This is a genomic window from Streptomyces sp. RK9 (assembly GCF_045070545.1).
Taxonomy (GTDB): domain Bacteria; phylum Actinomycetota; class Actinomycetes; order Streptomycetales; family Streptomycetaceae; genus Streptomyces; species Streptomyces alboflavus.
Genome location: NZ_CP173703.1, coordinates 4,387,323 through 4,408,215, shown reverse-complemented (window position 1 = coordinate 4,408,215; position 20,893 = coordinate 4,387,323). Strand labels below are relative to the sequence as shown.

Sequence of the window (20,893 nt, the reverse complement as noted above, 5' to 3'; positions counted from 1 at the left end):
CCAGTTCGGGGGTGCACTCAGCACCACCCCCCACGGAGGTGGTGCCGCGCACAGGTCCCTCGGGGGACGCTCCGTCACATGCCGCCCGGCCGGATCATCTCCCGCCCCGCCATGACCCCGCCGTCCACGGACACGGAGGTGCCGGTCATGTACGAGAAGTCGTCGGTCGCCAGGGACACCACGGCGCGGGCGATCTCCTCGGGCTCCGCCATGCGCTGGAGGCCGTCGACGTTGAGGGGCCCGAACGCCTTCTTGTACGCGGCCCAGTCGGCGTCGGGGATGCCCGGCGGGCGGACGAAGGGGGTGTCGGTGGTGCCGGGCAGGATCGCGTTCACGCGGATGCCCCGGGGGCCGTACGCGAGTGCGGCGGACTTCACGATGCCCTGGACGGCGCGCTTGCTCGCGGTGTACGCGGCGCCGTTCGGCCGGGCCCGCTCGGCGGCCGAGGACGACGTGCAGATGATGACGCCGCGCCCCGCCTTGAGCATGTGCGCGACCTCGTACTTCAGGGCGAGGAACACACCGCGCACATTGGTGGACTGGACGTCGTCCCACTCCTCGACGGTCAGGTCGTGCGGCAGCTTGGCGCTGCCGATCCCGGCGTTGTTGAAGGCGACGTCGATGCCGCCGTGGCGCTCGGCCACGCGGTCCACGAAGGCGCGCACCTGGTCGGCCTCGCGGACGTCGGCGCGCACGTAGGTGGCCTCGCCGCCCGCCGCGCGTATCTCCTGCTCGACGCGGCGCCCCCATGAGACGCGGCGGCCGCAGAATCCGACGCGGGCGCCCTCCGCGGCGAAGGCCTTCGCCGTCGCCTCGCCGATGCCCGACGTGGCGCCGGTGATGAGGACGGAGCGGCCGTCGAAGCGGCGTTTCGCCCGGGGGCCCGGGCGGGCCGTGGCGGCGCGGGCGGTGCCGTCGAGGGTCAGGGAGGCGATCCCCAGCGCGGCGGCGCCGCCGAGGAGGGAGCGCCGGGTCGTGTCGTGTGCGTTCATGCGGTCCACGCTGTCAGCGCCCGCGGGCCGGGCGCTTCCTGCGGCGGGACGGTGCGGCGGCCGCGGGGAGGAGGCGGCCTCCTCCCTCGGCAGGACCCCGTCGGCGCGGCGGCGCCTATCGTTGTCCCGGTGAACCGATCTTGGGTGGAAGCGGCCTTCGACCGCGGGCACGCGTCGGCGCGCGCCCTCGTCGTCGCCGGTGCGCTGCTCGGCTGTCTCCTCCTGGTCCAACGTCCTTCGCAGGCCGCCGACTGGGGCTTCGCGGCGGTCGGCGTCGCGCTCTGTCCGGCCGGGGTCCGCTGGGTGTTCGCCTCTGCGGTCGCCCGGTCGGGTCTCCTTGTCGCCGCGCACGCGTGGGGCGCGGAGCCGGTCGTGGCCTTCAAGGTGCTCGCCGCCCTCGGTGTCTTCGAGGTGTCGCTGCGGTGCACGGGGCGACGGCCGGTCGTCGCGGCCGCCGCACTCGCCGCCGCCGTCGTCGTGAACCGCCTGGACGACCTCCCCGGCGAACTCCCCTCCGTGCTCTACAAGATGAGCGTCGTCGCCGGAGTCCCCCTGCTCCTCGGCGCGTACGTCCGGGTCACCCGCACCGCGGCCACCCGCGCCCGCGAGCACGCGGAGCAGGAGCAGGTGCGCGCCGAGCAGCGCCTCCTCGCGGCCCGCACCGCCGAACGCACCGCCATCGCGCGCGAGCTGCACGACCTGGTGGCACACCACGTCTCGTCCATGGTGGTACGGGTCGGGGTCGCCCGGCACGTCCTGCCCGCCCCGGGCACCGAGGGCGCGCCCGACCCCCGCGTCACCGCCGTCCTCGACGACCTGCACGCCGGGGGCACCGCAGCGATGGCCGACCTGCGGCGCCTGGTCGCGGTGTTGCGGAACCCCGACAGCGTCGCCCCGGACGCCTCCCCGCTCCTCTCCCCCGGCGCCCTGGCCACGGCCCTGGAGTCGGTCGTGGCCCAGAGCGCGCGCTCCGGCCTCGCGGTGGAGGCCGCGGTGGACGACCGGGAACTCGCGCGGGTCGACACCGCGCGGGGGCTCGCGGTGCTGCGGCTCGCCCAGGAGGGTCTTGCGAACGCGACGCAGCACGCGGGTGCGGGGGCGCGCGCGTGGCTGAGGGTGCGGGTCGGTGCGGACGGGGGTGTGCGGGTCGAGGTGGAGGACGACGGCGGGCGTGGAGGTGACGGCGGGCTGCGTGGTGATGACGGCGGGCGTGGCGGTGAGGGCGGGCTGCGTGGCGGTGACGGCGGGCGTGGCAGTGTCGGCGAGGCCGACGGCGGAGAGGGGCACGGGGGCGGCCCCGGGCACCCGCTCCCCGCGGCGGCGGCGCGGGCGGCCGGGCCGTCCGGGCACGGTCTGGTCGGCCTGCGTGAGCGGGTGCGGCTGCTCGGCGGGCGGTTGGAGGCCGGGCCCGTCGGGACGGGGTGGCGGCTGCGGGCCGAACTTCCGCTCCTGGAGGGGGATGTGACGACCGGGGACGTGACGACCGGGGAGGCGGTGGACGGCGTGGCTGGCGTGCGGGCCGAGAGACCCCTGGAAGCCGCCGGGACGGAGCCGCGGCCATGATCCGACTCCTCGTGGTCGACGACCAGCAACTCGTCCGCATGGGACTGCGCATGCTCTTCGAGCAGCCCGACGACATCGACCTCGTGGGCGAGGCGGCGGGCGGCCAGGAAGCCGTCCGCCTGGCCGAACACCTCACCCCCGACGTCGTCCTGATGGACCTGCGGATGCCGGGCGTGGACGGCATCACCGCCACCCGGCGCATCACCGCGGCCCGTCCCGCCACCCGGGTCCTCGCCCTCACCACGTTCGACGACGACGATCACCTCTACCCGGCGCTCGCCGCCGGGGCCTGCGGCTTCCTGGTGAAGGACACCCCGCCGCCCCAACTCCTGGACGGCGTACGCCGCGCGGCCCGCGGCGAGGCGCCCTTCAGCCAGGCCGCCCTCGACCGCATCGTCGCCCGCGCCCTGCACACCGGAACGGCCCCGGCCGCGCCGAGCGCCACGGAGCCGCCCGCCGGCCTTACGCCCCGCGAACGGCAGGTGCTGAGCCTGCTCGGGCAGGGCCTCTCGAACAAGGAGATCGGCGACCGGCTGCACCTGGGGGTGACCACGGTCAAGACGCACGTGGCGAACCTGATGGCCAAGACGGGCTGCGACAACCGCATCCGGCTCGCGGTCCTCGCGGTCCGGTCCGGCGTCACCGCCTCCGGCTGAGCCGACGCGTCACGGCATCGCCGGTCCTGCCGGTGGGTCAGGCGCGGCAGCGCAGCAGCGCCAGCGGCGGGTTGGCGAGGAGGTCCGCCCAGAACTCCGCGCCGAACGCGCGCAGGCCCGCATCCGACACCTGGAGCGGGGCCCACGTCAGCTCGCCGAACCCGGCGGCCCGCAGACACCCTTCGTAGACCTCGCGGCGCGGGCAGGCGCCGATGAAGGAGATCGGCGGGTCGAGCAGCGCCGTGATCCGCACGCGCGGGCCGGTCTCGATCTCCTCACCGGTCGCCTCGCAGAGGAAGCCGTACTTCGCCAACGACGGCCCGTCGAAGCGGAATTCGGGTGTCTGGGCGAGCACGAAGAACTCGCCGCCGGGCTTCAGGCCGCGGTGCACGTTGCGGCACATGCGCTCCATGGTGGCGATGTCCGGCGCGTAGTTGAGCAACTGCACGCCGAGGGCGATGTCGAAGGGCTGCTCCAGTGGCCGGAGTTCGGCGACGTCCCCGACCTCGTAGCGCACACCCAGCGGATCGCTGTCCTCGAACGCCCGCGCCGCGGCGACCATCTCGCCGGAGATGTCGACGCCGAAGACCTCACCGGCGCCGCGCCGCTTGACCTCCCTGCTGTAGAAGCCGGTGCCGGACGCGAGGTCGAGGACCGACTTCCCGCGGACGTCGCCGACCATGGCCAGGAAGCTGGGCACCTCTCCGTACCGCGCCAGGGGCAGGGCCTTGAAGCCCTCGAACGCCTCACCGATCTCGTCGTAACTCCGCACGCTCACCGCGCTGTCCTCCCGTGTGGACCGTCATGGCGTCGGCCCTGGTCCTGCCCCACGGGACAGGCCGCGGCCTCTGCCGGGCAGTCTTCTCCGGCCCCGGCGGGCGGTCGTACTCACAGAAGCCACAAAGATCCGGACGGCGTCCCGGTGTCCCGCACAACGGGGCGGGCCTCAGGTCAGGTTGCGGGCCCGCTCGAGGACCTCGGCCGGGGCCTTGGCCACGGAGCCGGTGTCGAACGGGGGCTGCGGGTCGTACTCGGTGTAGAGCTGGATCGCCTGGGCGGTGGTGTCGTCGCTGAGCAGGGCGGCCAGTCGGATGGCCATGTCGATGCCCGCGGACACGCCGGCCGAGGTGATGACGCGGTCGTGGCGGACGATCCGCTCGGGGGTGTAGACGGCGCCGTACGACGCCAGCTCGTCGATGACGCCCCAGTGGCTGGTGACGGTCAGGCCGTCCAGGAGGCCGGCCGCCGCGAGGACCAGGGCGCCGGTGCAGACGGAGGTGGTGAAGCGGGTGCCTTCGTGCACGCGGCGGACCCAGTCGAGGAACTCGGGGTCGTCCGCCACCGTCCAGGCGCCCCCGCCGCCGGGGATCAGGAGGACGTCGCAGCGCTCCACCTCGGAGTACCGGGTCGGGACGTGCACCGGCAGGGAGCCGAGCACGTCCTGCACCAGACCGGGTTCGGGCGCCACGAAGCGCACGGTGGCGCCGGGCACGTGGGCGAGGATCTCGTACGGTCCGATCGCGTCGAGCGGCTCGAAACGGTCGAAGAGCGGGATCACTATGTCCATGCGCCGCATCCTAGCCCGCAGTTGATCAGCCTCCCAGGGGCCGGGAGCCCGGGCGGGGCCGGTGACGGGCCCCGCCCCGCGCCTCACTTCCGGCCCGCTCCCCCGGCCCGTACCGCGCCCGCGCTGGCCCCGACCACCAGGGCGATCGCCACGCACTGGAGCGCCGAGAGCGTCTGGCCGAGGACCAGGAATCCGGCCAGCGCGGCGATCGCAGGAGCCAGGCTCATCAGGACCGCGAAGGTGGCCGCGGGCAGACGGCGCAGGGCGAGCAGCTCCAGGGTGTACGGGACGCCGGACGAAAGGAGTGCCACGGCCAGGCCGATCCCGAGGACCTCGGGCTCGAGCAGGGTGGTGCCCGCGGCGCCGATCCCCAGCGGCAGGCTCACCAGGGCGGCCACGCCCATCGCGAGGGCCAGCCCGTCCAGGCGCGGAAAGCGGGCCCCCGCCCGGGAGCTGAAGACGATGTACGCCGCCCACATGGCGCCCGCCCCGAGCGCGAACGCGGCGCCCGCCAGGCTGAGTTCACCGAAGCTGCCCTGCCCGAGCAGGAACACGCCCGCGAACGCCATCCCGGCCCACACCAGGCTCGCAGCGCGCCGCGCGGTGACGACGGACAGGAGCAGCGGGCCGAGCACCTCCAGGGTGACGGCAGGGCCCAGCGGGATGCGGTCGATCGCCTGGTAGAAGAGGACGTTCATGCCGCCGAGGGCGAGCCCGAAGGCGCCGACGACCGCCCAGTCCGTACGGCTGTGGCCGCGCAGCCGGGGGCGGCACACGACAAGGAGCAGGACGGCCGCGATCGTCACCCGCAGCGCCACCACGCCGAGCGCGCCCGCGCGCGGGAAGAGCAGGGCCGCCGCGGCGGAGCCGAACTGCACCGAGAGGACACCGGCGAGCACCAGACCGATGCCGCCGAGGCTGCCCGCGCTGGCGGGGGCGGCCGCCTTGCGTATCCCGCCGACGGCGGATGTGCCCCGACCGGTCGTGGCCGCCGCCCCCGCGGGACTCACGCTCCCTGCCCCCGCGGGACCTGCCTCCCCGGTCCCGGCCGCCCCGGCCCCAGCCCCCGCGGCGCTGCCCGCCGCGGTCCCCGCCTCAACCCTCGTGTGTGTCATGCCCCCACGCTAGAAAGCCCCGCGCTCCATGTGAAATGCCGTCCGAGCCGTGGTTATGCTTGCGAGGCATGACCATGGAGCTGCGTCACCTGCGGGCCTTCCTCGCCATCGCCGAGGAGGGCACCATCACGCGCGCCGCGACCCGGCTGCACACGGGCCAGCCCGCGCTGTCCCGCACGCTGCGCCAGCTGGAGACGCATCTCGGGGTGCGCCTGGTCGACCGCTCCACGCACCACCTGGAACTCACGGCCGCGGGCCGGGCGTTCCGCGACCGGGCCGCGGCCGCGCTGGCCGCCGTGGAGACGGCCTTCGACCCCCGTTCGCTCGCCGCCCTGCCGCTGCGCCTCGGGCACCCCTGGGCCGCGCTCGGCGACCTGACCCTGCCGCTGCTGCGCCGCTGGGACGAGGAGCACCCGGGCGTGCCGCTGGAGCTGCGCCGCGTCGACGACCGCACGGCGGGGCTCGCGCAGGGCAAGGTCGACGTGGCGCTGCTGCGGGGCGAGCTGGGGTCTCCGGACCTGGTCACGGAGCTGCTGTTGCGGGAGGAGCGCGTGGCGGTGGTGCCCGCCGACAGCGACCTCGCCGGCCACGACGAGCTCGCGCTCGCCGACCTCACGCCCTGGCCGATCGCCCTCAACACGGTGGCGGGCACGACGACCCTCGACCTGTGGTCTGCCGCCGCTCGCCCCCGGACGGTGATCGAGGTCACCAACACGGACGAGTGGCTGACGGCCGTCGCGGCGGGCCGCGCCGTGGGCATCTCCACCTCGGCGACGCCCCGCATGCACACGCACCCGGCGATCGCCTACCGCCCCCTGACCGACGCCCCGCCGGTCCCCCTGGTCCTCGCCTGGCGCCGCGGCACCCCGGCCCACCCGGCGATCCCGGACCTGATCCGCCTGGCCCACGAGCTGGTGGCGGAACGCTGACGGTCGGCACCGCCGGGGCGCGGCCCGCACCGGGGCCACCCGGTCCGGGCCCGGGCCACCCCGTCCGGTGGGACAGCCACCGCGTCACGGTCGGCGCAAGGGGCGGGCCGCTGCTCCCCTGTGCGACGGCGACCGGAGCGAGGGGTCCGAAGTCTCCTCGGCCATCACCAGCATCGAGTCGTCGACCCCTGTGAGCACCGACGGCGGGTAGAAGTAGCCCTGGCCGGGCGGCTCCGCGACGGTCGCGCACTGGAAGTCGGTCAACTCCGGCTTGCCGCCGGAAAGTGACGCGCCGCGCTAGGTCCGTGTGCGCGCACGCATGCCGTCGAGGGCTCCCGTCGGCAGTTCCTTGCTCGAGTTGTGTTCGCGCACGATCCGCCAGCCCTTCGGCGTTCGGCGCCAGACCAGCGAGGTCGTGGTGCGGATATCGGTGATGACGTCGGGCATGGTGATCCGCGCGACGAAGGCGAGGGTGGACGCGGCCAGTTCACCGCCTACGACGACGTGCGGCCCGTCGTCGACGGCATGGTGCGCGGAGATCATCTTCCGGAAGGCGGGCTCCCAGATCGCCCCGTACGCGACGGCTGCCGTCGCCACCCGCTGCTCGGGGTCGAAGTCGTCGTAGAGGCGGACGTCCGGAGAGTCGAAGTCGTAGAACGCGTCGAAGGTGCGCCGGAAGTCGAACGGTGCGTTTCCCTCGTCGCGCTCCCATCCGAACACCCATCGGCTGTGCAGGTCCGCGATCACTTGTTCGTCGCTCATCACTCGACGCTAGGACAGCGCGCGCAGTTCGGGGTGGGCCCCTCGCACCCACCCGGCGCCGCCGAGGAGCGGGCTAGGCGCCGCCGTTGCCGTCGCGCAGGGAGTGGACCATGCTCCGCAGGGCCCGGAACGCGTCCGCCTGCTCGGTCTCGCTCATGCCGGCCAGCATTCTGACCTCGACGGAGCGCACCGCCACGGTCGCCGCCTCCAGGCTCTCCCGGCCGCGGGGCGTGAGCCGAGCGGGAAGGGCCTTCCCTACGGGCGGCGCCGCGGGCCTGGTCACGTGGCCGTCGCGTTCGAGGGCCTGGAGCAGCACGTTCATCGACTGCCGTGTCACGAACGCGCCGCGCGCAAGCTCGGAGTTCGACAGGCCCGGCCGTTGAGCCAGCAGTTCGAGGCAGGAGTAGTGCGTCACGGTCATCCCGAGCGGCCGCAGTACCTCCTCCATGGCTGAGCGGAGGACGCTCGACGCCTCCTTCAGCAGGTAGCCCAGCGACGTCTCCAGGTCGACCCCGTCTTGATTCATGTCAGAAGTCTGACATACAGTGCCTCGTGTCAGGAATCTGACACGGATCGAAGGAGCACCACCATGCCCGCCATCGGCCCCGACTTCATCTCGCTCCAGGTGCGCGACCGCGACGCGTCCCAGGCGTTCTACGAGCAGTACCTCGGCCTCGTCCGCTCACAGGCAGGCCCTCCGCACGCCGTCGTCTTCGAGACGAAGCCGATCGCGTTCGCCCTGCGCGACATCCTTCCCGGCACCGATCTGGCATCTGTTGCCCAGCCCGGCATCGGCGTCGCGATCTGGCTCCACGCCACCGACGTGCAGGCCGTTCACGACGCCCTCGCCGCCGACGGCCACGCCGTCGTCTCCGCGCCGGTCGACGGTCCCTTCGGCCGGACCTTCACCTTCGCCGACCCCGACGGCTACCAGGTCACCCTCCACGACCGCGCCTGACGAGCCGAACGCCACGACGCCCGGCGCTCACTCCGTCGGTGCGGGCACCGCGCGCCGACCGGCATGGAACCGCGCCTTCTTCTGGCGGTTCCCGCACGTGTTCATGTCGCACCACTTGCGGGTGCGGCTCTGGCTGGTGTCGAAGAAGGCGGCTCGGCAGGTCGGCGACGCACACAGGGCCAGCCTTCCGTCGCGTTCGCCCGCGATGACGCTGATCGCGTCGGCGGCGATCACGCCGAGGGCGTCCTCCACGCGGGAAGCCGGGTCGAGCCGCCACTGCCGCGCCCCCTCGGGCGTCAGGACCGCCGCGGCCCGGCCCTCCGCACTGCGGTCATTGATGACCTGGAGGGCCGGCGCGGGAAGGGCGTCCTGGAGCGCGGCCGCCGTCGCCGCCGCGTGAATCGCCTCCCTCAACTCCCGGGCGAGGTCGAGCTGCCCGGCGGTGCAGGAGTCCACCGTGAGGCCGTACACCGCAAGCCAGTCGACGAGTCGGTGCGGCACGGGAATGCGCTCCACGGAGTCGCCATGACGCTCCGAGAGCGTCCCCGTGAAGCTCGTGGCCAACACAGTGCCGAGGCGGAAGTCAGGGAACTCAGCGGGCATGGAACCACCTTAGCCGGTTGCGGCACGATGCCGACGGCTGTTAGAACCGTCTTAGCCGGTTCCGCGATGGCCAGGAGGTCCCATGCCCCGCCCGACGAACGACGTGCACACGTTCCGAGCCCACGCGACGGACGCCGACCTCGACGATCTCCGCGCGAGACTGGCCGCGGCGCGCCTGCCGGAGGCGGAGACGGTCCGGCCCGCTGCGCCCGGCCCTGGCCGCTGGGCCCAGGGCGTCCCGCTCGCCGACCTCGTCGACGTCGTGGAGTACTGGCGCACCGGGTACGACTGGCGGGCGTTCGAAGCACGCCTCGACCGGATCGGCCAGTTCCGCACGACCGTCGACGGTCTGGGCATCCACTTCCTGCACCGCCGGTCCGCGCGCGCGGACGCGACCCCGCTGATCCTGACGCACGGCTGGCCGGGCAGCGTCGCCGAGTTCGTCGACGTGGTGGACGAGCTGGCGGATCCCCAGGACACGGCCGCGCCCGCGTTCCACGTCGTGGCCCCGTCGCTGCCCGGCTTCGGGTACAGCGACAGGCCGACCACCACCGGATGGGGCATCGAGAGGATCGCGGCCGCCTGGGCGGAGCTGATGGGAAGGCTCGGCTACGACAGGTTCCTGGCCCAGGGCGGCGACTGGGGAGGTGTGATCACCACGATCCTCGGCGGCAGGTACCCGGAGCACGTCCTCGGCATCCACACCACGACCGCGCAGGCACCGCCCGGGTTGACGACGGACGGGCTGACCGCGGCCGAGCGCGCCTGGGCCGAGGGGACCCGCGACTTCTGGCGCCACCACGCGGCGTACGCGAAGCAGCAGGCGACCCGGCCGCAGACCACCGGCTACGGGCTCGTCGACTCGCCGGTCGGGCTGCTCGCCTGGATCCTCGACAAGTTCGCCGCGTGGTCGGACACCGAGGACAGCCCGTTCGAGCTGATCTCCAGGGACCGCGTCCTCGACGACGTCACGCTGTACTGGCTGACGCGGACCGGCGCGTCGGCGGCCCGCATCTACCACGAGAGCCACAATGCGCTCGATCCCGACCTCCGGGTCGACGTCCCGTCGGCGATCACTGTGTATCCCCGCGACATCGAGCTGTGCCCGCGCCCCTGGGCGGAGGAGCGGTTCCGGCAGATCGTCCGATGGCGGGAGCCCGACGTCGGGGGGCATTTCCCGTCGCTGGAGGTTCCCGATTTCTTCGTCGGGGACCTGCGAGAGGGCTTCGCGGCCGTCCTTGCCGCCCGTCGGTGACCCGGCCGGGCCCCGGCGCCCGCCCACCGTCTGGTCCTGCGCTCGGCCCGACACCGTACGGAGTTGTCGAGGGCGGAGAGGGGGTGCGCCGCACCTGGGTCGGCGGCTCCTGGACCAAGCGCTGCCTGGTGAGGGACGGCGGTCCGGACGAAGGTCGAGGCATGACAACTCCTGCCACGCATGCGACCGCGACCGCCGGTTCCGGCCCCGCCTCCTGGCCCGGCGGCTCCCTCGCCGGACGGGTCGCGGTGATCACCGGCGCCACCAGCGGCATCGGAGCCGCCACCGCCCGCCGTCTCGCCCTCGGCGGCGCCCACGTCGCCCTCATGGGCCGCCGCGAGCACCGGCTCGACGCCCTCGCCGACGAACTGCGCGCCGCCGGACACGGCAGGGCCCTGCCGATCGCCGTGGACCTCACCGACCCCGAGGCCGTCAGCCGTGCGGCGACCGCTGTCCGCTCCGAACTCGGCCCCGTGGACCTCGTCGTGGCCAACGCGGGCACGATGCTCGGCGCACCCTTCGAGACCGCCGACACCGGCGAGTGGGACAGCATGCTCGACGTCAACGTGCGCGGCCTCATCCACACCGGGAGGGCGTTCATCGGTGATCTGATCGCCGCCGCGGAGAACGGCCCCGCCGACCTCGTGCACATCGGCTCGGTGGCCAGCCACATGCTCTACCCCAACTGGTCCGTGTACGGCGCGACCAAGGCGGCGGTCGCCCAGCTCACCCGCAATCTCCGGGCCGAACTCGGACCGCGCGACGTACGCGTGCACAACGTCGAACCCGCCGTCACCGCCACCGAACTGGGCAGCGGCATGAGCGACGACGACATGCGCGCCGCCCTCACACAGATGCGCGACAGCCTGCGCCCCCTGTCGGCGGAGGACATCGCCGAGGCCGTGGCCTTCACCGTCGCGGCACCGGCCAATGTGAACATCGCCGACATGGCGGTCGTCTCCGTCCGCTACGGCTGACCCGGCGCCGTGTCCCGGTGGTGCCCCTGTGGAGCGGTGGCACCACCGAGGCGCGGGCGCAGAATCCGCCCGCCCTCTGGACAACGTCGGCACGCGGTGCTGAGATGCCGGAAACCCCGTTTCCAACGTTGCAAGAGAGTCGGACGCGGACCGCCGCCGCCACGCCGTCCCCGCCTCTCCCCCGTCCGCACAGCGCACCGCACGCCCCCACCAGCGAGCACGGACGACACCGGGACGGTAGCCATGACGCAGCTCGGGCGACGGCACTTCCTCCTGCGCTCCGGCGCGATCACCCTGGGCGTGGCCGGCGGGACGAGCGCCGTGCCCGGTGCCCTCGCGCAAGCGGCCTCCCCGCCACGCGCGGGCCTCTACGTCCCGCACGCCGCACCCCTGGCGCCCACGGCCTTCCAGCGACTCCCGCTGGGCAGCGTCACCGCGCGCGGCTGGTTGCGCGGTCAGCTGGACCTGCTGCTCGGCGGCCTGTTCGGGAGGTACGCGGAGGTCTCGCACTTCCTCGTCTTCGACGAGTCCGGCTGGGTGCACCCGGACAAGGACGGGTGGGAGGAAGTGCCCTACTGGCTGCGGGGATACGTGGACCTCGCCGCCCTCACCGGGGACCGCGCCGCCCTCGCGGCGAGCCGCAGATGGATCGACGCGATCGTCGCGACCCAGGAGCCGGACGGATTCTTCGGGCCCCGGAGGCTGCGCACCCAGCACAGGGGCGGCCCGGACTTCTGGCCTTATCTGCCGCTCCTGCAAGCGCTGCGCTCGCACGAGGAGTTCACCGGGGACGAGCGGATCGTGCCGCTCATGTCGCGCTTCCTGCGGTTCATGAACGCCCAGGGCCCCGACGCGTACAACTCCGGCTGGGTGTCGAAGCGTTGGGGCGACGGCCTCGACGTCGCCTTCTGGCTGTACCACCGCACGAGGGAACCCTTCCTCCTGGACCTCGCCGACACGATGCACACCCATGGCGTCGACTGGTCGGCGGGCGTCGCCGACTGGCACAACGTCAATGTGGCGCAGGGCTTCCGCGAGCCCGCCCAGTACGCGCTGCGCTCCGGCGAGGACGCGCACACCCGGGCCGCGTACCGCAACTACGCCACCGCGATCGGGACGTACGGCCAGTTCCCCGGTGGCGGCTTCGCGGGCGACGAGAACGCGAGGCCCGGCTTCGGCGACCCGCGGCAGGGCTTCGAGACCTGCGGGATCGTCGAGTTCATGGCCAGCCATGAACTGCTCACGCGGATCACCGGCGACCCGGTGTGGGCCGACCTCTGCGAGGAGCTGGCCTTCAACCTGCTGCCCGCCGCGACAGACCCCTCCGGGTCGGGCGTGCACTACGTCACCAGCGCCAACAGCGTCGACCTCGACAACCGCCGCAAGACCCAGGGCCAGTTCCAGAACGGGTTCGCGATGCAGGCGTTCCAACCCGGCGTCGACCAGTACCGCTGCTGTCCGCACAACTACGGCATGGGCTGGCCCTACTTCACCGAGGAGCTGTGGCTCGCCACCCCGGACCGGGGTCTCGCGGCGGCCATGTACGCGCCGTGCCGGGTGACCGCGAGAGTCGGCGACGGCATCTCCGTCACCGTCACCGAGGACACCGACTACCCCTTCAAGGAGACCGTCACCCTCACGCTGACCCTGGAGCGGCCCACGCACTTCCCGCTGCGCCTGCGCATACCCGGCTGGTGCGCACGGCCCCGCCTCGCCGTCAACGGCAAGCGACTGCGGGCCCCGGCCGGACCCGCCTTCGCCGAGGTCGAGCGCACCTGGCGCAGCGGAGACCGGGTCACTCTGCGGCTGCCGCAGCGCACCACCGTGCGCACCTGGAAGACCGGAGCGGTCAGCGTCGACCACGGACCCCTCACCTACTCGCTGCGCGTCGGCGAGACCTACGAGCGGTACGCGGGTACGGACGACTTCCCGCACCTGGCGGTGCACGCCACCACCCCCTGGAACTACGCGCTCGCGCCCGACCCGGAGCAGGACCTCTCGTTCACCGCCGAGACGGGGCCGATGACCGGCGACCCCTTCACGCACGAGGGCACCCCGGTCCGGATACGGGGCCGCGCCCGGCGCCTGAAGGAATGGGTCGCGGACGAGGAACACGTGGTGGCCCCGCTCCAGTCCGGCACGGCCCGCGCCGACACGCCCCGGGAGCAGGTGACGCTCGTCCCGATGGGCGCGGCACGCCTGCGCGTCACCGCGTTCCCCACCGCGGCGCCCGACGGCCGTCCCTGGACGCCCGAGCCCGCCTACCACCGGATCGGGAACCGGCACAGCGGCAAGGTCCTGGCCGTCGACGGCATGTCCCTGGAGGACGGCGGACGCGTGGTGCAGTTCGACAACTCCGGTACGGGTGACCACGCGTGGCAGCTCATCGACCGCGGCGCGGGCGGTCTCACCCTGCGCAACGGGCACAGTGGGAAGGTCCTCGGCGTCGAGGGCGCGTCGACCGCCGACAGCGCCCGGTGCGTGCAGGACACCGACGACGGCGCCGCGCATCTGCGCTGGGAGCGGGTCGACCGGGGTGACGGCTGGTTCCTGCTCCGCAACCGCCACAGCGGGAAGGTCCTCGGGGTGGACGGCATGGCGACGTCGAACAGCGCCCAGGTCGTGCAGTACGAGGACAACGGCACGGCGGACCATCTGTGGCGGCTGATCTGACACCGCCTCATGGAGCGTTCCACGGACCGCCGAGCCGTTGACGCGTCGGCTCACCCCTCCACGTACTGACCGACGAACTCACCGCTCGGCGGTATGGGGGTGATGACGTCGACCAGCACCCCCGAGGGGTCGGCCACGATGAAGTGGCGCTGGCCGAAGTCCTCGCTGCGCAACTCCAGGGCGGGGGTGAGTCCTTCGCGGACGACGAGCCGCTCCCACTCCGCGTCGACGTCCTCGACCTCCAGGTTGAGCAGCAGGCCCTGGGCGGGGCGGCGGTAGGCCTCCGGGATGGTCGGGTGGGTGTGGTCGAGGAGGGCCAGCTCGAACGGGGAGTCGCCCGGGCGGCGCAGGCTCACGTACCAGTCGGCCTCGAAGGTGGTCTCGAAGCCGAGCAGCCGGGTGTAGAAGTCCCGGGACTCCGTCAGCCGGGCGGTGCAGATCACGGGATAGAAGCCGGTCAGTTTCATGGTCGCTCCTCATTCGCATACCGTTGGTATGTGAAGAAAGTAGTCGCGTACCATCGGTACGTCAACCTCGATCGAGTGGAGCGCGATGAACCAGCGGGGCGTCCGGGCACAGCAGCGGGAGCAGACGAGGCGGACGTTGCTGCGGGAGAGCAGACAGCTGTTCGCCGCCCAGGGCTACGGCGCGGTGGGTCTGGCGCAGATCGTCGAGGCCGCGGGCGTGACCAAGGGCGCGCTCTACCACCACTTCGACAGCAAGGCCGATCTCTTCGGCGCCGTCCTCGAGGAGGTGCAGCGGGAGGTGGGCACGCGTGTGGCCGCGGCGGCCGAGGCGCACGCCGACCGCTGGGACCAACTGACGGCGGGCTGCCGCGAGTTCCTCGCCGTGACCGCCGAACCGGACATCCAGCGGATCATGCTCGTGGACGGCCCCGCCGTCCTGGGCTGGAGCGCCTGGCGCGCCCTGGACGAGGCGTCGTCGGCCCAGCACCTCGACGACGCCCTCACCGCCCTCGTCGCCGAGGGAACGCTCCCCCCGCAGCCCGTGGAACCCCTCACCCACCTCCTGTCCGGCGCCATGAACGAGGCCGCCCTGTGGCTGGCCTCCCCCTCCGGCCCGGCGGACCCGGCCGAGACGTGGGCGGCCCTGGAACGACTGCTGCGGGCTTTGCGGCACACCGGCTAGGGAAAGCTGGGGGATGCTGCGGGGCGGGGAGGTGACGGTGGGCGGGACACGGCGGCCGCGGGTGGCCGGTGCGCTGGTGGGGGTGGCCGTCTCGGCGGTGACGTGCGGACTCGCCGTGGTCGCCGCGGTGCTCGTGCCCTCGTGGTGGCACCACCCGGTCGTGGTCGCCGTCGCGGTACTGGTGGTCCTCGGCGCGGCGTTCGCGCTGATCGGGCTGTGCTTCATCCACCTCGATCCGTGGCACTTCGGCGTGGCCGCGATCGTGCAGGGCCTGCTGGCCGTGGGGTTGCTGGCGTTCCTCGACCAGGCCGTGCTCGACGTCTGGGGCGAGCGGCAGGAGACCGTGGTCACCGAGGCCGTTCAGCACGAGCGGAACTCGCCGACGGGGCAGGTCACCGGAACCTCGTGGGAGTGCTCACTGGCACGCCTCGACGGCACGAGGCTCGAACGCCCCCTAAGCGAGTCGGGCTTCCTGCCCCTGGGCGAGGCGTGCCCCGCCCACGCGAAGGCGGGTGACCGGATCGTGGTGTACGCGGTCCCCGGCGGGTTCGCCGCGCCGCAGACCAGCGCTCCCGTCGGGGGCGTCTGGTTGGTCGTCGCGCTCACCGCTGCCGCGACGGTGGCGGCGGGTGCGCTCACGGCCGCCGGAGTGGCGCGCGGGGGCATGCCTACCCGTTGCGGCTCGCCCCGGCGGTCGTCGCCTCGCCCGCGTGGATGATCGAGCCGAGCATGGCGTGCGCGGCTTGGAGCTGCTCGATGGAGCTGCCGAGGCGCTCGCGTTCGCGCTTGAGGTCCTGGGCCATCTCCTCGCAGGTGGGCGCGAGGATGGCGCCTTCGTCGGCCATGCAGGGCAGTACCTCGCGGATCAGGTCGGTGTTCAGCCCGGCCTCGAGCAGGATCCGGATCCGGCGCACGGTGGCCACATCGGACTCCTCGAACTCGCGGTAGCCGCTGGCCCGTCGCCGCGGCCGCAGCAGCCCTTGCTCCTCGTAGTACCGAAGACCCCTGGTGCTCACGCCGGTGCGCCTCGACAGCTCGCCGATGAACATGTGACCCCCGGCACAGAAGATTGACTCTGACGTCAACGTCAATGTTTAGCGTAACCGCCATGACAACGCACACCAGCACCCAGCACCCTTCCGCCGTCGCCCCGAAGACCCTGGAGGGCAAGAAGGCCGTCGTCACCGGCGGCACCATCGGCATGGGCCGCGCCATCGTCCAGGCCCTGACCGACCGCGGCGCCGAAGTGCTCTACACCGGACGCAGCGACCGGCGACTCGCCGAGGCCCAGGCGGCGCTCGACACCCCGCTGGCCCACCCGGTGCGCTCCGACGCCACGGACGCGGGCGCCATCGCCGCCCTCGGGGAGCAGGTCGCGGACCGCTTCGGCGGGATCGACTACCTGTTCGTGAATCAGGGCATCGCCGAGTTCCAGACGCTCGAAGAGGTCACCGAGGAGTCGTGGGACCGCATCTTCGACGTGAACACCAAGGGCGCCTTCTTCACCGTGCAGCGGCTCGCGCCGTTGATGTCCGAGGGCGGCGCGATCGTGTTCACCACCGTCTCGAACGACCAGATCTTCCCCGGCCTCAGCGCCTACTCCGGTGCGAAGGAGGCCGTCGCCGCCTTCACGAAGGTGCTCGCCGCCGAACTTCTCCCCCGCAGGATCCGCGTCAACGCCCTCGCACCCGGCTTCATCCTCACCCCCACCATGGGCGTCGCCGAGCTGACCGAGGAGCAGCGCGCCGAGTTCGTCGAGCAGGGCAACGCCTCCACGCCGATGGGCCGGGGAGGCACCGTGGAGGAAGTCGCCGCCGCCGCGCTGTACTTGGCCGTCGACGCCACCTTCACGACCGGCGTGGAACTGCCCGTGGACGGCGGTTTCGGCCAGGGCATCGGCGCCTGACCGGCCGGCACACGGCACGGCACGGGTCAGGTCGCGGTTCGGGGGTACGGCGGCCTGGCCCTAGTGCCAGACGAAGATCTCCGTGCCCGGCCGGCGCACCGAGAACCGGCCCGACGGGGAGGCTTCCCGGAGCACGCGGCGCAGGTCCGCCTCGAACGCGGGGAGGTGCGGGCCGAACAGGTGCGGGGCCGAGAAGGACATCGAGAAGACCTCGGCCACCAGGTCGTCGCGGTCGCGGGCCAGGGGCTCGCCGCCCGGGACGACGTGGTGGTCCGGGCCCGTGAATCCGGCGCGGGTGAACACCGTCGCCTCGTCGCCGGGCGTGCCGTGCGGCAGGGTTCCTCGACCCGCTCGTCTGACCGGGCCGAGGTACTTCCTGACCAGGTCGTCGATCGCTGCGCGAGGCGGCGCCGGGTGGGGCAGGTCCGCCGGGGTGGGGGGTGCCGTCTTCAGGTCCGAGATGTGCAGGAGTACGCCGCCGGGGCGGAGCATGTCCCGTACGGTCGCCGCGACCAGGTCCCGGTCCATCCAGTGGAACGACTGGGCGAAGCTCACCGCCGTGAACGTGCCGAGCCCCGCGGGCAGTTCCTCCGCCCGGGCCCGCAGCCAACGCGCCTTCCCGGCCACACCCGCCCGCACCGCCTGCCGCCCGGCCTCGGCGATCATCCCGCCGTCCGGGTCCACGCCCACGACCTCACGGAACAGCTCCACCAGGGTCAGCGCGACCGTACCCGGGCCACATCCCACGTCGAGCAGGCGCCCCTGCCCGTCGAGCCGCAGGACATCACCGAGCGCCTGCGCGAGCCCGGGCGCGTACGGCAGTCGCCCCCGCGCATAGTAGGCAGCCGTCCCCGAGAACAAGGTCTCGTCCCATTCCCAGCCGTCGACCACAGCCCCTCCTTCCGCTTTTCCCCGGCGTCCGGCGGACCGGCATGCCCGCCCGGGCCGGCTCGATTCCGGTCAGGGCCGGCGGGTAGCCGTGATCAGGAGGCGTGCGGCCCGGGACGCCTGGGTCGCCGGGGCCGGGGTGCCGGTGATGGCCGCTGTCGCCATCGCGCCCTCCGCGAGCAGGAAGACCTGCTCGCCCAGGCTTTCGGGGAGGTCCGCGCGGGCCGCCAGGTCCGTCACGTACTCCTTGAACGCTGTTTTGTGCAGGCGGACTTGGCGGGCGACCGGGTCCGAGGTGGCGCCCAGCTCTCCGTACGCGTTGATCCAGGCGCAGCCGTGGAAGTCGGGGGCGGCGAACCACTCCCCCAGCCAGTCGAAGATCGCCAGGATGCGCCGCTCGGGGTCCTCGTGCCGCTCGACGTGCTCGGCGAGGTCGCGGCGCCAGCGCGCGTCGCGGCGCTCCAGATAGGCCTCGACGAGGCGTTCCTTCGCGGGGAAGAGCTGGTAGAGGCGCTTGAGGGACAGGCCGGACTCGGCCCGGATCCGGTCCATGCCGACGGACTGGATGCCCTGCTGGTAGAAGAGCCGCTCGGCCGCGTCGAGGGCGCGTTCGGCAGCAGAAGCCGCGGTGCCTGCGGCTGCTGTCTCCATCGGGCCACGACCTCCCTCGGTTTGCCTCGGAGGCAACTCGGCTACCCACGAGAACGATCGTTCTCTACGATAGCCGACGAGGTGGAGAACGGGCGTTCTCCGCCTCCCCGGTCAGCATGGCCGGCACGGTCAGCTTGAGCGCACGAAGGAGTCGACATGACGTCACGCCCTCCGTTCCCCCCGTTCGACGAGGAGACGGCACTGCTGAAGGTCCAGGCCGCCGAGGACGCCTGGAACACCCGCGACCCCGAGCGCGTGGCGCTCGCGTACACGGTCGACTCGGTCTGGCGGAACAGGGACCGCTTCCTCACGGGACGGGACGAGATCACCGCGTTCCTGCGCGACAAGTGGTCCCGCGAGGGCGAGTACGCGCTGCGCAAGGAGCTGTGGGACTTCCACGGGCCGCGGATCGCGGTGCGCTTCCAGTACGAGTGCCGGACGCTGGACGGTCAGTGGTGGCGCAGCTACGGCAACGAGCTGTGGGAGTTCACGGCGGAAGGGCTCATGGCCCGCCGCGAGGCCAGCATCAACGACGTGCCGATCGGCGAGGCGGACCGGCGCATCTTCGGCCCGCGGCCGCAGAGCGAGCGGCGCCTGCCGCTCCCCGTCCGCTAGTTCACGGGCTGGTTCATGGACCACGCGGGCGAGGCGGGGCCGGTGCGTCTCCGGTCCCGCCTCGCTCCGTCGTGTGCCGGACGCGTCCCGTCAGTCGGTGCGAAGGAGCAGCTTCGTGGCGCCGATCGCCTGCTCCACCGGCAGGAACTCCGGCGGGTTGGCGGGGTCCGTGCGCAGCACGGGGTAGCGCTCGAGGAGCGCGGTGATGGCGATGCGCGCCTCCAGGCGGGCCAGCGGCGCGCCGATGCAGAACTTCATGCCGCGGCCGAAGTCGAGGTGCGGGTTCGGGTCACGGTAGGGGTCGAACTCGTGGGGACGCTCGAAGCGCCGCTCGTCGCGGTTGGCCGCGCCGAGCCACAGCGAGACGAGGGAGCCCTTGGGCACCTTGACCCCGGCCGCCTCCGTGTCGGCGGCGGCGATGCGGTACGAACCCGCGATGGGGCTGAGGAACCGCAGGGTCTCCTCGGCCACGCCCGAGACCATCTCGGGGTTCTCGCGCAGCCGCGCGAAGTGCTCGGGGTGGGCGTCCAGGCACAGCAGCATGTTGCCGAGGAGCGCGCTGGTGGTGGTGTGCCCGATGATCAGCAGCTCGTTGGCGAAGTTCACGACGGCCGCGTCGCTCAGGCCCTCGCCGTCGACCTCGGCCTGGACGAGTTTGGTGAGCAGGTCCTCACGCGGTTTCGAGCGGCGCTCGTCCACGTGCTGCTGGAGGTAGGCGAGGAACTCCGGCACGTGCCGCAGCGCGGCCGCCACGTCGGCGTCCTCCGCCGTCTCCTCGCCGCCCACCGAGATGTCCCCGGCGGCGGCGATCATCTGGTCGACCCACTGCTTGAACAGGCCGCGGTCGCTCTGCGGCACGCCCAGCATCTCCGCGATGACCATGACGGGCATCGGGTAGGTGAGGGCGTCGACCAGCTCCAGCTGGTTGCCGGTGGCGCGCTCCTCCGCCTCGTCGAGGAGGCTCTTGGTGATCTCGACGATGCGCGGCTCGAGCTCGGCCACCATGCGCGGGGTGAACACGCCGCTGATGAGCCTGCGCAGCTTGGTGTGGCCGGGCGGGTCCGCCTGCAGGAGCGTGCCCTGGTTGAAGGCGTCGGCGGCCTCGGAGTCGCCCATCAGGGCGGCGCTCACGTTGGCCGAGTACTCCTTGGGGCTGCTGTAGACGCCGACGATCTCGTCGTAGCCGTACATGTGGACCACGCCGTTGTCATCGATCTTGACGGGGTGCTCCGGGCTGCGTCCCCACATCCAGAAGTGCAGCGGGTTGAGGCCCCAGCGGTCGGCGAGTTCGGTCATGTTCGTTCGTTCCCTCTCTTTTGGCTCTTCGAGCTCTTCGGGCACTGCTCGGCTCTCGGGGGTTGTGCGCGATGGGTGCGGTGCGGGGTCCGTGCGACCGGTGCGGGCCGGTGTCACGCGCCCGCGGCCATGGCCTCGCGCAGGCTCTTGGGCCGCAGGTCCGTCCAGTTCTCCTCGATGTAGGCGAGGCAGGCGGCGCGGTCCGCGGTGCCGAAGACGACGCGCCAGCCCAGCGGGACCTCGGCGAACCGCGGCCACAGGGAGTGCTGTTCGTCGTCGTTGGCGAGGACGTAGAACGTGCCGTTCTCGTCGTCGAAGGGGTTCGTGCTCATGCGGGC

25 protein-coding genes are annotated in these 20,893 nt (G+C 72.8%); 11 read left to right on the top strand and 14 right to left on the bottom strand.

Annotation, left to right across the window (positions count from 1 at the left end):
* Window positions 1–74: 74 nt before the first annotated feature.
* A complete protein-coding gene (locus tag AB6L24_RS17945; RefSeq protein ID WP_405656365.1) occupies window positions 75–992 on the bottom strand; it encodes an SDR family NAD(P)-dependent oxidoreductase in 918 nt (305 codons plus the stop codon).
* Window positions 993–1,121: 129 nt separating this feature from the next.
* Here AB6L24_RS17945 and AB6L24_RS17940 point away from each other — a divergent pair, with 129 nt between their 5' ends.
* Window positions 1,122–2,555: a sensor histidine kinase gene (locus AB6L24_RS17940; RefSeq protein ID WP_405656364.1), complete on the top strand. Its 1,434-nt coding sequence runs from the start codon at window positions 1,122–1,124 to the stop codon at window positions 2,553–2,555.
* Window positions 2,552–3,211: a response regulator gene (locus AB6L24_RS17935; RefSeq protein ID WP_405656363.1), complete on the top strand. Its 660-nt coding sequence runs from the start codon at window positions 2,552–2,554 to the stop codon at window positions 3,209–3,211. The genes AB6L24_RS17940 and AB6L24_RS17935 overlap by 4 nt, the downstream gene beginning before the upstream one ends.
* Before the next feature lie 37 nt (window positions 3,212–3,248).
* Here AB6L24_RS17935 and AB6L24_RS17930 read toward each other — a convergent pair whose 3' ends face one another.
* The 3 genes from AB6L24_RS17930 to AB6L24_RS17920 all read right to left on the bottom strand — a co-directional run bounded on the left by AB6L24_RS17930 (window position 3,249) and on the right by AB6L24_RS17920 (window position 5,893).
* On the bottom strand, window positions 3,249–3,989 hold the full coding sequence (locus AB6L24_RS17930; RefSeq protein ID WP_405656362.1) for a class I SAM-dependent methyltransferase: 741 nt from the start codon (window positions 3,987–3,989) through the stop codon (window positions 3,249–3,251).
* A 168-nt stretch (window positions 3,990–4,157) separates the two neighbouring features.
* Complete coding sequence (locus AB6L24_RS17925; RefSeq protein WP_087882634.1) at window positions 4,158–4,778, bottom strand: DJ-1/PfpI family protein; 621 nt, start codon at window positions 4,776–4,778, stop codon at window positions 4,158–4,160.
* 83 nt (window positions 4,779–4,861) lie between these two features.
* Complete coding sequence (locus tag AB6L24_RS17920; protein ID WP_405656361.1) at window positions 4,862–5,893, bottom strand: EamA family transporter; 1,032 nt, start codon at window positions 5,891–5,893, stop codon at window positions 4,862–4,864.
* Between the two features lie 68 nt (window positions 5,894–5,961).
* Here AB6L24_RS17920 and AB6L24_RS17915 point away from each other — a divergent pair, with 68 nt between their 5' ends.
* Window positions 5,962–6,822: a LysR family transcriptional regulator gene (locus AB6L24_RS17915; protein ID WP_405656360.1), complete on the top strand. Its 861-nt coding sequence runs from the start codon at window positions 5,962–5,964 to the stop codon at window positions 6,820–6,822.
* Between the two features lie 84 nt (window positions 6,823–6,906).
* Here AB6L24_RS17915 and AB6L24_RS17910 read toward each other — a convergent pair whose 3' ends face one another.
* The 3 genes from AB6L24_RS17910 to AB6L24_RS17900 form a co-directional block, all read right to left on the bottom strand.
* A complete protein-coding gene (locus AB6L24_RS17910) occupies window positions 6,907–7,086 on the bottom strand; it encodes a hypothetical protein (RefSeq protein WP_405656359.1) in 180 nt (59 codons plus the stop codon).
* A gap of 33 nt (window positions 7,087–7,119) precedes the next feature.
* The gene (locus AB6L24_RS17905; protein WP_405656358.1) at window positions 7,120–7,584 is read right to left on the bottom strand and encodes a nuclear transport factor 2 family protein; all 465 of its coding nucleotides are present in this window, start codon (window positions 7,582–7,584) and stop codon (window positions 7,120–7,122) included.
* 73 nt (window positions 7,585–7,657) lie between these two features.
* Window positions 7,658–8,110 carry a MarR family winged helix-turn-helix transcriptional regulator gene (locus AB6L24_RS17900; RefSeq protein WP_405656356.1) on the bottom strand — a complete coding sequence of 151 codons (453 nt, stop codon included), beginning with the start codon at window positions 8,108–8,110 and terminating at the stop codon, window positions 7,658–7,660.
* Between the two features lie 63 nt (window positions 8,111–8,173).
* On the opposite strand from AB6L24_RS17900, the gene AB6L24_RS17895 reads away from it, so the two are divergent.
* Window positions 8,174–8,542: a VOC family protein gene (locus AB6L24_RS17895; RefSeq protein WP_405656355.1), complete on the top strand. Its 369-nt coding sequence runs from the start codon at window positions 8,174–8,176 to the stop codon at window positions 8,540–8,542.
* A gap of 27 nt (window positions 8,543–8,569) precedes the next feature.
* On the opposite strand, the gene AB6L24_RS17890 is transcribed toward AB6L24_RS17895, so the two are convergent.
* Window positions 8,570–9,145, bottom strand: coding sequence for a CGNR zinc finger domain-containing protein (locus tag AB6L24_RS17890; RefSeq protein ID WP_405656354.1), 576 nt, complete (start codon window positions 9,143–9,145; stop codon window positions 8,570–8,572).
* A gap of 82 nt (window positions 9,146–9,227) precedes the next feature.
* Here AB6L24_RS17890 and AB6L24_RS17885 point away from each other — a divergent pair, with 82 nt between their 5' ends.
* The 3 genes from AB6L24_RS17885 (at window position 9,228) to AB6L24_RS17875 (ending at window position 14,050) form a co-directional block, all read left to right on the top strand.
* The gene (locus tag AB6L24_RS17885; RefSeq protein WP_405656353.1) at window positions 9,228–10,400 is read left to right on the top strand and encodes an epoxide hydrolase family protein; all 1,173 of its coding nucleotides are present in this window, start codon (window positions 9,228–9,230) and stop codon (window positions 10,398–10,400) included.
* A gap of 161 nt (window positions 10,401–10,561) precedes the next feature.
* Window positions 10,562–11,377 (top strand): SDR family oxidoreductase, encoded by an 816-nt coding sequence (locus AB6L24_RS17880; RefSeq protein WP_405656352.1) that lies wholly within the window; start codon window positions 10,562–10,564, stop codon window positions 11,375–11,377.
* Between the two features lie 243 nt (window positions 11,378–11,620).
* Complete coding sequence (locus AB6L24_RS17875) at window positions 11,621–14,050, top strand: RICIN domain-containing protein (protein ID WP_405656350.1); 2,430 nt, start codon at window positions 11,621–11,623, stop codon at window positions 14,048–14,050.
* 50 nt (window positions 14,051–14,100) lie between these two features.
* Here the strand turns inward: AB6L24_RS17875 and AB6L24_RS17870 are convergent, their stop codons facing one another.
* Entirely contained in the window at window positions 14,101–14,517 is a 417-nt protein-coding gene (locus AB6L24_RS17870) for a VOC family protein (protein WP_125264227.1), read from the bottom strand.
* An 85-nt stretch (window positions 14,518–14,602) separates the two neighbouring features.
* Between AB6L24_RS17870 and AB6L24_RS17865 the strand changes: the two genes are divergently transcribed.
* Window positions 14,603–15,199, top strand: coding sequence for a TetR/AcrR family transcriptional regulator (locus AB6L24_RS17865; protein WP_405656349.1), 597 nt, complete (start codon window positions 14,603–14,605; stop codon window positions 15,197–15,199).
* Between the two features lie 37 nt (window positions 15,200–15,236).
* Window positions 15,237–15,917, top strand: coding sequence for a hypothetical protein (locus AB6L24_RS17860; RefSeq protein ID WP_405656348.1), 681 nt, complete (start codon window positions 15,237–15,239; stop codon window positions 15,915–15,917).
* Here AB6L24_RS17860 and AB6L24_RS17855 read toward each other — a convergent pair.
* On the bottom strand, window positions 15,868–16,248 hold the full coding sequence (locus AB6L24_RS17855) for a MerR family transcriptional regulator (protein WP_405657208.1): 381 nt from the start codon (window positions 16,246–16,248) through the stop codon (window positions 15,868–15,870). The two genes, AB6L24_RS17860 and AB6L24_RS17855, sit on opposite strands and share 50 nt — an antisense overlap.
* 59 nt (window positions 16,249–16,307) lie before the next feature.
* Here AB6L24_RS17855 and AB6L24_RS17850 point away from each other — a divergent pair, with 59 nt between their 5' ends.
* Window positions 16,308–17,105 (top strand): SDR family NAD(P)-dependent oxidoreductase, encoded by a 798-nt coding sequence (locus AB6L24_RS17850; protein ID WP_405656347.1) that lies wholly within the window; start codon window positions 16,308–16,310, stop codon window positions 17,103–17,105.
* A 60-nt stretch (window positions 17,106–17,165) separates the two neighbouring features.
* On the opposite strand, the gene AB6L24_RS17845 is transcribed toward AB6L24_RS17850, so the two are convergent.
* On the bottom strand, window positions 17,166–17,996 hold the full coding sequence (locus AB6L24_RS17845) for a class I SAM-dependent methyltransferase (protein ID WP_405656346.1): 831 nt from the start codon (window positions 17,994–17,996) through the stop codon (window positions 17,166–17,168).
* Window positions 17,997–18,065: 69 nt separating this feature from the next.
* A complete protein-coding gene (locus AB6L24_RS17840; protein WP_405656345.1) occupies window positions 18,066–18,644 on the bottom strand; it encodes a TetR/AcrR family transcriptional regulator in 579 nt (192 codons plus the stop codon).
* A gap of 156 nt (window positions 18,645–18,800) precedes the next feature.
* On the opposite strand from AB6L24_RS17840, the gene AB6L24_RS17835 reads away from it, so the two are divergent.
* The gene (locus AB6L24_RS17835; RefSeq protein WP_405656343.1) at window positions 18,801–19,259 is read left to right on the top strand and encodes a nuclear transport factor 2 family protein; all 459 of its coding nucleotides are present in this window, start codon (window positions 18,801–18,803) and stop codon (window positions 19,257–19,259) included.
* 90 nt (window positions 19,260–19,349) lie between these two features.
* Here AB6L24_RS17835 and AB6L24_RS17830 read toward each other — a convergent pair whose 3' ends face one another.
* A complete protein-coding gene (locus AB6L24_RS17830) occupies window positions 19,350–20,555 on the bottom strand; it encodes a cytochrome P450 (RefSeq protein ID WP_405656342.1) in 1,206 nt (401 codons plus the stop codon).
* Between the two features lie 113 nt (window positions 20,556–20,668).
* Window positions 20,669–20,887 carry an MbtH family protein gene (locus AB6L24_RS17825; protein WP_405656341.1) on the bottom strand — a complete coding sequence of 73 codons (219 nt, stop codon included), beginning with the start codon at window positions 20,885–20,887 and terminating at the stop codon, window positions 20,669–20,671.
* Between the last annotated feature and the right edge of the window lie 6 nt (window positions 20,888–20,893).